The following is an 11,597-nucleotide window of genomic DNA, read 5'->3' on the forward strand; positions in this document are numbered from 1 at the left end:
GCTTCTTTTTATGTGCCCGTAGAAAGGGCGCCTGAACGGCGCCCTGTTCACTTAGCTGCCAATTGCGCCTAGACATGAGGTGTAGCGCTTGGCGATGGCGATCACCTCGGACTTGCTGGCAAAGCTCTGAGGGGATCGGCCAAAGATGCGGTTCTCGCACATTTCCCGATAGTTCTCGTAACGCGCCATGCAGCTAGCGGGTGTTGAGCCGCCTGTAACCTGGTAGCTGGGATCGCTGCATATGAACGTTGCAAGGTTGTTGGCACCAACTTTCACCTCATCGAGACTTACGCTTGTGGCCTCTGCCTTCTTCAGTAAAGCCTGGTAGCTATCGACCGTGATGGCGGTAACGGAGAAGTGCTCGTTATAGACGTAATAGCCGGCGGCGGCGATGGCGATCAGTAGTAGCAGTGTTTTCACGTGGTTCATCCTTGATGCGAAAGGCCGGCAGATTAATTGCTCGCACTGAGGCTGTCCATGGCGTTCTGGGTGCGAGCGTCAGGGCAGGAACAATCCGCCCCTTTGTTTTTCAGGTGTCCCTAGACCGAAGTTTGTTCAATACCGCTTCGCGTGAAGGTAATGGGCGTTCCGCATCGGCAGGAGTGACCTGAAAACCCGCCAAGCGCAGGCTGGCAAAGTAGTTGGAACGACGCACCCTGGCGAAGTAGGCCTTTTTGATCTGCAAAGATGGGGGCGACATGACGCTACCTCTATTGACGGTGACAATTGCTTCAGCAATCAGGCGAACGCCAGTTTGCCAACCTGTTTGAGGTCTACGTGCTGACGGGCGATCCACAGATCATAAGCGTCCTGCATGGCCAGCCAGCTTTCCGGCGAGCGCCCCAGTGCTACTGACAGGCGCAGGGCCATTTCCGGTGTTACACGGCTACTGCCTTTGAGTACACGACTCAGTGTCGAGGGCGCTACGCCTAGCTTCTCGGCCAGCTCGCGGCCGCTGATGCCATTGGGCTCTAGGTAGATATCGGTGATGAACTCACCGGGATGGGGTGGGTTGTGCATGTTCATCAGTGGTAATCCTCATAGTCCAGGACATAAGCGTTTCCGTCGCGAAACTCGAACGTCAGCCGCCAGTTGCCGTTCACCATGATCGACCAGCGCCCACGCATTTCTCCCTTGAGCGGGTGCAAGCGAAAGCCAGGGATATCCATATCATCTATCGTCATAGCGGTATCCAGCGCTGCCAGCTGCATTCGTAATCGCTTGGCGTGGGCTGCTTGTACGCCAGCCGTGCTGCCCGTTTCGAACAGCTTGCGTAGCCCTTTGTGCTGGAAAGATTTGATCATCGCCGGAGTCTAGCGTGTTGCGCAACGCGCAACAATGCGTAAATTCGCAGAGTATTGTGTGGACTGCTCCTCGATCCGGGGGCTGGAGTCTCGGGCTGCTGCGCCAATCTAGTCGGCTCCGCCGGCCTGTGCGATGAGCACATCGATGTCGGCATGAACCGTGGGGGTGTCTTGCCGCGTACGTATGGTTTCGGCCAGACGAGTATCGTCGATCATTTCCAGCATGGCCTCGTACCGTTCAGTGGGAACGGCATAGAAGACAGGTGCGTTGTGATCGAGGATCACCACCGTCTCGCCGCCGCATTCGTGAAGGATGCCTATTGGGGCTTTCCTGAAGTCAGCCAGCGATACGGCGGTATCGGCCAGTATTCGGCAGGTCTTGGCCTTGGGCGGTTCGATAAAGAGTGCTTCACGCAGCATCTGCCGCACCTCCTCCGCCATCGAGCGCCCATTACGGGTTGCCTGGGCGCGCAAGCGTTGCTTGAGGTCGTCGTCCATGCGGATGGTGAGGCTGGCCATCAGCGCCACCAGCGATTGAGCAGGGCGCGTAGCGAGCGTTCGCCGGTTGCTGGCGGCGGGGCGAAGCGCGGCATGTCGCGCAGGGCGATCCACAGGTCGCCTTGCCATTCCAGCAGGCTGATGCGCTGGCGATCCCAGGTCATCAGCGTGCGCCTGGGTTCTTGTGCGCGATGTTCCCAAGAGTCGCGCAGGGCGGGCAGGGTTTCATGAGTGAGCCAGCGACGCAGGCTGTGATTCTCGGGATGGCTGAAACTGCACAGGGCGCGGTAAAGCGCGGATTCGCTAAGCACCTACACAGGCTCCGCATCGCCCTGGTGAGTGCGGAAGATCACTGTGCGCACCTGGTCGTCATCCATCAGCCGGCAGATCCGCTCCGGGTGACGATGCCCCATCAAAAGGCCGAACTCCTTGGCGCAGACCCAGGGCTGGCGGTCGATCATCACGCCGCGCAGCGGGCGGTTGTGGCGCATCAGCAGCAAGGGGATATAGCTTTCTTCCATAAAGGCCTCCGTGGGGTCAGGCAGGCGTCTGGTCGTCTCTGATCCGTGCTGTGCCCAGGAGATGAACCAGCATGGATTTCGTGCAGAACTGCGCTCGGAAGCGCGGCACATCAGACCGTTCCGTAACAAAGTCCCTATAATCGGGGAGCACCTGAATGGTTGTGGGATATGCCAAATGCTCAGGTGGAATAATACCACTATCTATCGATTGTGGAATATTTCAACAGGCTATTGTTAAGACCTTTATGGAATCAACCCACGATAGAGTCCGGCTTTTTTTGTCTAAGATCGGCCACCGCGAGGTCAGTGAAGCCACTGGCATCAAGGAGGAGCGCTGCAAGACGATCCGATATGACAAGCGAGCGAACCTGAGGACGAGCGAACTGGACTTGATGGCAGAGCGCTATCCTGAATACTCTCTATGGCTAAGAACGGGGCGGGTCGATCCTGCCAATGGCGAGATCAGCCCTGACAGCGAATAGACCAGCCAAGATCTCACCAATCCAAACGCCGGGTAGTGATTACGCAGGATGTCGCTAAGTGCTGGGACGCCTGCAAGCAGCTCAAGGACGGCAAGCAATGATCACACTCGAAACCCTCGAAAGGCGTAACAACCTAGGCTATTCAATCGTGGCAGGCAGCGCTCTAAGCGGCTTGCTCTATATCGGATTCAGCTTTTACGGAAGCCTCTACACGGGCTTCTACTGCCTCACGTGTTTCGCATCCATTATCTGGCTAAGCCTCTCGTCAAAACGCTGGAACCCGCTTCTAGGGCTAAGGCAGCCCTATTTATTCGATTGGGTGGTGGTAGCGTCTATAGCTTGGTTTATGACCAATAGCGTGATGCTGCTTGGTCACAAGATACTGGTCGGCGTGTGGGTGACGGTATGTATAGCCCCAACAGTGGTATCGGCCCGAAGAAAGCGGGTGAGGGATTAGTAGCTTGAGTAGTGGTTGCTTGGTGGGGCATACAATTAATCGTGGTCTGTCCCCTATTGTTATTTCAAAAGGCCTGCGTCATTGTAGTGTCGTTACGCATCATTATGGAGGGCACTATAAGTCGTAATGACTTTTTCTAGCTCAGACTTGCATAAAAAAGCATTGAGTTCGTGACCATCAACGGCCCCCTTCGCCGCTATACCAACAATATGAAGGTTTGAGTTTAAAACTGGGCCGCCACTATTGCCTGAATAAAGAACTTTATCTACTTCATAGTAAGTAACTGCTGATGCAATAAAACCGTTCACGACGCGTGCCCAAACGCAGCCGACATAAGTAGAGGCGGGCTTGTAGTCGGGAAATCCATATACTGAGACTTTGTCGTTTTGTTTGACGGGTATTTTCTCTTCTATCCGGAAGAAGGGGAATTTGTGGGTGTCGTGATCAATTTTTAGTAAAGCTATATCTCTATGTTTGTCGTAATGCACCACAATTGCTTTGTACTGATCGGATTTGTTACTCACGCGAAATACTGTACATGATTCGACAGGCTTGTCCGCATCATCCTTGGACGCCACAACGTGAGCGCATGTGACCAAAAGCCCCCCTTCGACAATGAAGCCAGAGCCTTGAGAGATAGTTTCCTCTATCTCAAGAATCCAGCATTTATCAACGACATTTGCGTTGATACTAATGTTGTCTTTTGACTCGTGTGACGATAGCGGAACTTTATATTCTTCAGATAAGGAGTTGAATTTTATAGCCATGTTTCGATAGACGGGGCAGGACTCGCCTTTGATTTGCTTAATGAAAAGCAGTCGCCCTTGAATGTGCGGCTCTAGCTCAAAAGCAGCTTCGTCAGGGTTCTCTTTAGAGGGGTTGAGCGCGATATTTAAGAATTTGGCACCTTCGATGCCAAGCGATTCGATTGAGTGAATCATGGCACTAGTCTTTCTAATGTAGCGCCTATCAACATTGACTTTTTTGTTAACGGTCAAGCCCGTGACGACTTGGCGTTCATGTTTGAACTGTAATCGAACTTTTCCCGGGTTTACGATAAAACCATTTGTAGATATGATTTCTCTTAACTTGCTGCCGGTTCGAGCGTTGTAGTGGTTAATCTTTTCTGGGTTGGCCTGTGTGTTAACTATCTCCAGTGGGAGATACTTTAAAGGGCAATAAAATGAGAAAGTAATGTCGTCGGCATATCTGGTGTATTGTGCCCGATGCTGTTTTGCTAGAGAGTTCAGCTGGCGATCTAAAGAGGCGCAGATCATATTGGAGATTACAGGAGAGCTTGGAGCACCTTGGGGGAGATGACCATTAACAGTTGTTAAATGCGCGATAACTGATGCTGTTGATGGGTCTAAAGAGTATGGTTTAGAGATTAAAAGTCCACGGACGCGGGCGAATGTAATTGTCGGGAAAAAATCTTTTAGATCAATGTTGAATACAAAGCTTTTTCTTGTATGGTTGATGGCGTTGTCGTAGAGCGATGTACCTTTGACAAAGGCTGTTACGTATTTCTTTGGTTTGTAAAGATTGGATAGAAGGGAGGCTATTCGGCCCTGAAGCACTTTTAGCTGTTTGTTAGGGGCATATATTTCTCTCACTCCCCCATTTTTCTTATTTATTTCGAATCTGGTATAGAAGCTAGCAGTTCTTGATCCGCTGCGGCCATAATAGAAGTATTTAATTTTTCCATAGCTGGTTCCCAGTATGGTAGCTAATAACTCAGGCGTAGTAGAGCTATCAAGTGTGGGCTTGGGAGAAGAGATGTCCCCGTCCATAGTTTCACCTTACATCATCGCGGACCGCCGAATAACACTCGTCGACCCACCGCTTTTGCATGTCACATTATTGAGCCAGGTCGCATTTGAACAACCCATGTTAATCCCTGGACGGGGACGCTAGGATCATATATCAAGTCGAAGGCTATTTCAATGCGGGTGCTTGTACGTTATTGGTGGAAAAATAAAGGTACACTACAAAATATTTCTTTATAGCGAAATCATAACGCCGGTGGGGCGTAGGTCACAGTTTGTAAGAGGGTTGTCGTGATCTATTTTCTGTTGTCTATGTCTTGGCGTGCTTAATGATCTATATGGTGAAGTTAGGGGGCGATGCAATATCAGGCTTTCGAGGTGCCACAGTCTGCTGGTTCAGATACCGCTAAAAAGGTCATCGCCATCATCGACTTCAAGAGCTTCAAGATGTGAAAAATATAGTTTAGGTCTCTTTGCAGTTGTCCTTCCTTTCTCATCTGTACGGTCTACTGTGCCAAAGAGTCTGCAGCGCAGGAATAGCAGTGGTTTATATCGAACGATGCTGCCTGTTTCTGGATAGGCAGTTAAGATATGGTCAAGATATTTGAAGCCCATTGAATTTGATGTCTTGTTCTCTCTGGTGACCTCTCCCTCAAGAACAACATTTTCCCCATGGCGAAGCTCTGGGAAAAGAGGTTCGTCGGAGTCTTCATCTTCTTCATCGCAAAAAATATATTTGTCATCTTCGGTGATGATTACCTCGTCAACAATGGTGCCGTTAATATCCCCGATTTTTAGACTTCTGCCTTCTATGACCAAAGAAACTAACCCTTCAAGTATTCTGGGGTCGCTTTGAACGTATAGATCAAGAATGTATTTTGGGATGTAAAGATATTCCCCTGCGTCATTCTTTATTCCGATTGAATTGTTGTTATCGGCAAATTTAACGTCTTCAAACGGCTTTGTTTCGACACGGCCTAGATGCTTTCCAAGACGAGCGAACCACTTTATTGCTGCCAAAGCTTTGCTAAAGATATCCTTTGCGCCGAATTCGTCGAAATCACGTTCAGCCATCTTTTGGGCTGCTTGAGTCAAATATGCAGTTGCCGCTATTCCTAAGCTGGCTTGAACCCAGCCAGAGACAGTTTCAGGAATCAATGCTTCCCAAGAGCCTTCTCTGACTTTTACAGGAATTTTTCAAAGTCAATGCCTTTGAACGCGGGATTAAGTTTGACAATGAAATGTCGAAGCGCATGATCCATTCCTAGCAATGCATCTGCTTGTTTACGGGCATCCATGATCCCCCGCTCCAATCCTTTCCCATCATATTTTATGTAACCCAGAAAGCCATCAATGTCTGAGTTAGATTCAATGAAAAGGTCGCTATTCATTGTTCCAAAGTTCCTTCTATGGATGCAGCCTGGAAAGTGAAATAAAGCAAAGGGGATGTAACTTGAAAGTGACTATTCTTGGCAAAACGCCATCACGAAAGCTACCGCGATAGGCGGGGCTAGGTAAAGAGCTTTGGGTGACTACATTGGTCTAATTTTCTGGAAAGGACTGGGCTGGCCAGCGTGGGGAAGGACGGAAAACCGCGTTTTATGGGCTTTCTGGCTCAGTCGGGCGGTTCGTAGCGGATTCATAATCCCCAGCTCCCGCGCCATCCGCACTAGACAATTCCCCACCCCAAAAACAACAAACCCCGCTTTCGCGGGGTTCTGTTTATGCACTGCTTACGATCAAACGTTAAAGCGGAAGTGCATCACGTCGCCGTCCTTGACGATGTAGTCCTTGCCTTCCAGGCGCCATTTGCCGGCTTCCTTGGCGCCGGCTTCGCCCTTGTAGGCGATGAAGTCGTCGTAGGCGACCACTTCGGCGCGGATGAAGCCTTTCTCGAAGTCGGTGTGGATCACGGCGGCAGCCTGCGGGGCGGTGGCGCCGACGCGGACGGTCCAGGCACGTACTTCCTTCACGCCAGCGGTGAAGTAGGTCTGCAGGTTGAGCAGCGAGTAGCCGGCGCGGATCACGCGGTTCAGGCCCGGCTCTTCCATGCCCATGGTTTCGAGGAACATCTGCATTTCTTCCAGATCGTCCAGTTCGGCGATCTCGGCTTCGATCTTGTTGCACACCGGCACGACGATGGCGCCTTCTTCCTTGGCGATGGCGTTCACCACGTCGAGGTGCGGGTTGTTCTCGAAGCCGTCTTCGGCGACGTTGGCGATGTACATCACCGGCTTGGTGGTGAGCAGGTGGAAGGTCCTGGCCAGGCGCTTCTCGTCGTCACCCAGGTCCTTCAGCAGGCTGCGTGCCGGCTTGCCTTCGGTGAGGTGGGGGATGAGCTTTTCCAGCAGGGCCTTCTGCGCCACGGATTCCTTGTCGCCACCCTTGGCGGTACGGGCAACGCGCTGCAGTTGCTTCTCGCAGCTGTCGAGGTCGGCCATGATCAGTTCGAGGTCGATGATCTCGATATCGCGCTTGGGGTCGACGCTGTTGGCGACGTGGATGACGTTCTCGTCTTCGAAGCAGCGCACCACGTGGGCGATGGCGTCGGTCTCGCGGATGTTGGCGAGGAACTTATTGCCCAGGCCTTCACCTTTCGATGCGCCCGCCACCAGGCCGGCGATGTCGACGAATTCCATGGTGGTGGGGATGACCTTCTCGGGCTTGACGATCTCGGCCAGGGCATCCAGGCGCGGGTCGGGCATGGGCACGATACCGCTGTTCGGCTCGATGGTGCAGAAGGGGAAGTTTTCTGCGGCGATGCCGGATTTGGTGAGGGCGTTGAACAGGGTGGACTTGCCGACGTTGGGCAGGCCGACGATGCCGCAGTTGAATCCCATGATGTGTCCCTCGGGGGATAGGTGGTTACTTGGTGTAATGCTGTTCACTTATGGTTGCGTGCGTTTGGCTCCCCTCTCCCATTTATGGGAGAGGGGCTGGGGGAGAGGGATGACAGCACCGCAAAACTGCCAGTTTTCCCCTCTCCCTAACCCTCTCCCCAGAGGGGCGAGGGGACTGATCGCGCTCGACCATTTCTTATGTGAACCGCATTAGGTTACTTGGTGGCCTTCTGGCTATGCAGTTTGCGCATGGCCACGGTCCAGTCGCCGGCGAGTATTTCCGGCAGGACGTCCAAGGCGAAGTCGATGCTCTGGTCGAGCAGTTCCTGTTCGCTGCGTGGGGCGCGTCCGAGCACGTAGCCGGAAACCAGGCTGGCGTGTCCCGGGTGGCCGATGCCGAGCCGCAGGCGATGGAAGTTATTCTGGTTGCCGAGCTGGGCGATGATGTCGCGCAGGCCGTTGTGCCCGCCGTGGCCGCCGCCCTGTTTGAGCTTGGCGACGCCGGGTGGCATGTCGAGTTCGTCGTGGGCCACCAGTATCTCTTCGGGCTTGAGCTTGAAGAAATTGGCCAGGGCCGCCACGGACTGGCCGCTGCGGTTCATGTAGGTGGTGGGGATGAGCAGACGAACTTCGCGCCCCTGGTGGTTGAACTTGCCCACCAGGCCGAAATACTTGCGATCTACGGAGAGGTTGACGCGCTGGCTCTCGGCCACGCGCTCAACGAAAAGGGCCCCTGCATTGTGCCGGGTCTGGTCGTATTCGGGGCCGGGGTTACCCAGGCCAACGATCAGTTGTACGGCAGTCATACAGGAGCCCTTTCGATAACATGGCCCGGCGTGATCGCATGCCGGGCCTGCTACTGACGATTACTCGGCAGCGCCTTCGCCGGCAGCTTCTTCACGAACGCGCGGCAGGTGGATGCTGGCTACCGGCAGGTCGCTGCCGTGGGCCAGAGCAACCAGCTCAACGCCTTTCGGCAGCTTGATGTCGGACAGGTGAACGGTCTGGTCAACAGCGACCTTGGCCATGTCGACTTCGATGAATTCCGGCAGGTCTTTCGGCAGGCAGGAAACTTCGACTTCGTTCAGGGCGTGCAGGACTTCGCCGCCGCCTTGCTTGACGCCAACGGCGGTAGCTTCGTTGATGAAGTGCAGCGGTACGTGGGCGGTCAGTTTCTGGCCGGCAACGACGCGCTGGAAGTCAGCGTGCAGAACGAAGCCTTTGGCCGGGTGGCGCTGCAGGGCTTTGATCAGAACGTTTTCTTTGGTGCCGGCAACGTCCAGGCTCAGAACGTGGCTGAAGGCGGCTTCGTTTTCCAGCAGCTTGGCCAGGTCTTTGGCCAGCAGGCTGATGGATACGGGCTCTTTGTCGCCACCGTAGATCACGGCAGGCACCATGGACACGTTACGACGCAGGCGGCGGCTCGCACCTTTCCCCAGGTCGGAACGCACTTCGGCATTCAGGGCAAACTCAGTCATTTCATTTCTCCAAAATAACCAAACCGCCTTATGGCTTGCGACCAGCCTCGGGCGGTAGGGCAAAAAGCCCCGCACGAGGCGGGGCAGTGTGATCTGGCCTGTTCCGCTTAGCGGAACATGGCGCTGATCGATTCTTCGTTGCTGATGCGGCGGACTGCTTCGGCGACGACCGGGGCGATGTCGAGCTGGCGAATGCGCGAGCAGGACTGCGCCGCAGCGGACAGCGGGATGGTGTTGGTGACCACCAGCTCGTCCAGGACGGAATTCTCGATGTTCTCGATGGCGCGGCCGGACAGCACCGGGTGGGTGCAGTAGGCGTAGACCTTGGCGGCACCGCGCTCTTTCAGCGCCTTGGCGGCGTGGCACAGGGTACCGGCGGTGTCGACCATGTCGTCGACCAGGATGCAGGTACGGCCGTCTACGTCACCGATGATGTGCATCACTTCGGACTGGTTGGCCTTCTCGCGACGCTTGTCGATGATCGCCAGGTCGACGCCCAGGCTCTTGGCCACGGCGCGGGCACGAACGACGCCGCCAATATCGGGGGAGACGATCATCAGGTTGTCGAAGCGCTGGTCTTCGATGTCGTCGACCAGGACCGGGGAGCCGTAGATGTTGTCCACCGGAATGTCGAAGAAACCCTGGATCTGGTCAGCGTGCAGGTCGACGGTCAGCACGCGGTCGATACCGACCACGGTGAGCATGTCGGCAACCACTTTGGCGCTGATCGCCACGCGAGCGGAGCGCGGGCGGCGATCCTGGCGGGCGTAACCGAAGTAGGGGATGACCGCAGTGATGCGGGTGGCCGAGGAACGGCGGAAGGCGTCGGCCATCACGACCAGTTCCATCAGGTTGTCGTTGGTGGGCGCACAGGTCGGCTGGATCAGGAAGACGTCCTTGCCGCGGACGTTCTCGTTGATTTCGATCATGACTTCGCCGTCGGAGAAACGTCCGACCGAAGCATCGCCGAGGGGAATGTGCAGCTGACGAACGATCCGTCGCGCCAGATCGGGGTTTGCGTTCCCCGTGAAGACCATCATCTTGGACACGCGCAGTACCTGCCGGCTGAGGGTATACCTGGATGGGTATGGAAAATGGCAGGGGCGGCTGGATTCGAACCAACGCATGGCAGGATCAAAACCTGCTGCCTTACCGCTTGGCGACGCCCCTATATTCTGTGTCGAATGCTGCTCGATCCGGTTTTCGATGCCTCCCGAGGGAGGTTATGGCAGGGGCGGCTGGATTCGAACCAACGCATGGCAGGATCAAAACCTGCTGCCTTACCGCTTGGCGACGCCCCTGTATCGTATAACCGAATGCTGAGCATTCACTTCTTGGCCAATGCTTGGAGCTTGCGGTGCAGCATCGAGATGTTGCGACCTTGAGCGACAAAGCTCGGCAGAGTGCCTGGAAGTTGGCGGGCGACTTTATCAGCATCGTCCCGATTTGGGAAGCTCCCAAATACGCAAGCTCCAGTGCCGGTCAATCTAGCTGAAACAAATTTGTTCAACAAGATCAAAGCGTTACGAACCTCTGGGTAACGCTTCTCTACAACCGGCTGGCAGTCGTTTCGACCACCCCCCGCAAGAAGGCTGCGAACTTTAATGGGCGGCGTATCGCGTGTCAACTCGGGCGAGCCGAAAACTTCTGCTGTGCTTACAAAGACTTGCGGCGCGGCGACGAGGAACCAGGGTTCCTCCAGCTCAACGGGCGTCAGACGCTCGCCCACGCCTTCGGCAAAGGCTGCGCGGCCGCGCACGAATACCGGCACGTCGGCGCCCAGAGCCAGGCCGATTTCGGCCAGGCGATCTTCGCCCAGGCGGGTGTTCCACAGATGGTCGAGGCCGACCAGGGTGGTGGCGGCATCCGAGCTGCCGCCGCCGATACCGCCGCCCATGGGCAGGCGCTTGTCCAGCCAGATATCGGCGCCCAGCGCGGTGCCTGAAGCTTCCTGCAGACGCCTGGCGGCGCGCACGATCAGGTTGCTGTCATGCGGCACGCCTTCGATGGGGGTGTGCAGGTGAATTTCGCCATCCTGGCGCAGGCTGAAGCCGAGCTCGTCGCCGTGGTCGAGAAACTGGAACAGGGTCTGCAGCTCGTGATAGCCATCGGCGCGGCGGCCGAGGATATGCAGCATCAGGTTGAGCTTGGCAGGGGCGGGCAGGGTGAGTTCGGCGTGGGCGGGGATGCGAGTCATGGTCGGGGCGGGGCAGTCGTCACGAGAGTAGGTGGCGATTCTATCCGGGAAATG

The 11,597-nt window shown here is 55.2% G+C and carries 15 protein-coding genes and 2 tRNA genes; all 17 read right to left on the reverse strand.

Annotated elements, in window-relative coordinates:
• Positions 1-51: 51 nt before the first annotated feature.
• The 17 genes from DXK50_RS13195 to ispE all read right to left on the reverse strand — a co-directional run bounded on the left by DXK50_RS13195 (position 52) and on the right by ispE (position 11,543).
• Positions 52-420, reverse strand: a complete 369-nt coding sequence (locus DXK50_RS13195) for a hypothetical protein (RefSeq protein WP_212630626.1) — start codon at positions 418-420, stop codon at positions 52-54.
• 109 nt (positions 421-529) lie between these two features.
• Entirely contained in the window at positions 530-700 is a 171-nt protein-coding gene (locus DXK50_RS24940) for a YhfG family protein (protein WP_249186827.1), read from the reverse strand.
• Between the two features lie 38 nt (positions 701-738).
• Positions 739-1,026, reverse strand: a complete 288-nt coding sequence (locus tag DXK50_RS13200) for a HigA family addiction module antitoxin (RefSeq protein WP_106739111.1) — start codon at positions 1,024-1,026, stop codon at positions 739-741.
• Positions 1,026-1,304 carry a type II toxin-antitoxin system RelE/ParE family toxin gene (locus DXK50_RS13205; protein WP_212630627.1) on the reverse strand — a complete coding sequence of 93 codons (279 nt, stop codon included), beginning with the start codon at positions 1,302-1,304 and terminating at the stop codon, positions 1,026-1,028. Before DXK50_RS13205 ends, DXK50_RS13200 begins: the two co-directional genes overlap by 1 nt.
• A gap of 108 nt (positions 1,305-1,412) precedes the next feature.
• Positions 1,413-1,823, reverse strand: a complete 411-nt coding sequence (locus DXK50_RS13210) for a FitA-like ribbon-helix-helix domain-containing protein (RefSeq protein WP_249186828.1) — start codon at positions 1,821-1,823, stop codon at positions 1,413-1,415.
• Positions 1,823-2,113, reverse strand: coding sequence for a BRO-N domain-containing protein (locus tag DXK50_RS13220; RefSeq protein ID WP_212630628.1), 291 nt, complete (start codon positions 2,111-2,113; stop codon positions 1,823-1,825). The genes DXK50_RS13210 and DXK50_RS13220 overlap by 1 nt, the downstream gene beginning before the upstream one ends.
• Positions 2,114-2,323, reverse strand: a complete 210-nt coding sequence (locus DXK50_RS13225; RefSeq protein WP_212630629.1) for a BRO-N domain-containing protein — start codon at positions 2,321-2,323, stop codon at positions 2,114-2,116. It lies immediately after the preceding gene.
• Between the two features lie 1,031 nt (positions 2,324-3,354).
• Positions 3,355-5,052 (reverse strand): trypsin-like peptidase domain-containing protein, encoded by a 1,698-nt coding sequence (locus tag DXK50_RS13230; RefSeq protein WP_212630630.1) that lies wholly within the window; start codon positions 5,050-5,052, stop codon positions 3,355-3,357.
• Positions 5,053-5,424: 372 nt separating this feature from the next.
• Entirely contained in the window at positions 5,425-6,102 is a 678-nt protein-coding gene (locus tag DXK50_RS13235; protein WP_212630631.1) for a hypothetical protein, read from the reverse strand.
• Positions 6,103-6,212: 110 nt separating this feature from the next.
• Positions 6,213-6,419: a hypothetical protein gene (locus tag DXK50_RS13240; RefSeq protein ID WP_212630632.1), complete on the reverse strand. Its 207-nt coding sequence runs from the start codon at positions 6,417-6,419 to the stop codon at positions 6,213-6,215.
• A 348-nt stretch (positions 6,420-6,767) separates the two neighbouring features.
• On the reverse strand, positions 6,768-7,868 hold the full coding sequence (gene ychF, locus DXK50_RS13245; RefSeq protein ID WP_090426958.1) for a redox-regulated ATPase YchF: 1,101 nt from the start codon (positions 7,866-7,868) through the stop codon (positions 6,768-6,770).
• A 215-nt stretch (positions 7,869-8,083) separates the two neighbouring features.
• Positions 8,084-8,674, reverse strand: coding sequence for an aminoacyl-tRNA hydrolase (pth, locus tag DXK50_RS13250; protein WP_161865066.1), 591 nt, complete (start codon positions 8,672-8,674; stop codon positions 8,084-8,086).
• Between the two features lie 60 nt (positions 8,675-8,734).
• Positions 8,735-9,346: a 50S ribosomal protein L25/general stress protein Ctc gene (locus DXK50_RS13255; RefSeq protein WP_161865067.1), complete on the reverse strand. Its 612-nt coding sequence runs from the start codon at positions 9,344-9,346 to the stop codon at positions 8,735-8,737.
• Positions 9,347-9,453: 107 nt separating this feature from the next.
• Entirely contained in the window at positions 9,454-10,395 is a 942-nt protein-coding gene (locus DXK50_RS13260) for a ribose-phosphate pyrophosphokinase (protein ID WP_161865068.1), read from the reverse strand.
• A 46-nt stretch (positions 10,396-10,441) separates the two neighbouring features.
• Positions 10,442-10,516 (reverse strand) — tRNA-Gln (locus DXK50_RS13265).
• 56 nt (positions 10,517-10,572) lie between these two features.
• A tRNA-Gln gene (locus DXK50_RS13270) sits at positions 10,573-10,647 on the reverse strand.
• Between the two features lie 26 nt (positions 10,648-10,673).
• Positions 10,674-11,543, reverse strand: coding sequence for a 4-(cytidine 5'-diphospho)-2-C-methyl-D-erythritol kinase (gene ispE, locus DXK50_RS13275; RefSeq protein WP_212630633.1), 870 nt, complete (start codon positions 11,541-11,543; stop codon positions 10,674-10,676).
• Positions 11,544-11,597: the final 54 nt, after the last annotated feature.

Origin of the sequence: Pseudomonas sp. KB-10 (assembly GCF_018221585.1) — a bacterium.
GTDB classification, from domain to species: domain Bacteria; phylum Pseudomonadota; class Gammaproteobacteria; order Pseudomonadales; family Pseudomonadaceae; genus Aquipseudomonas; species Aquipseudomonas yangonensis.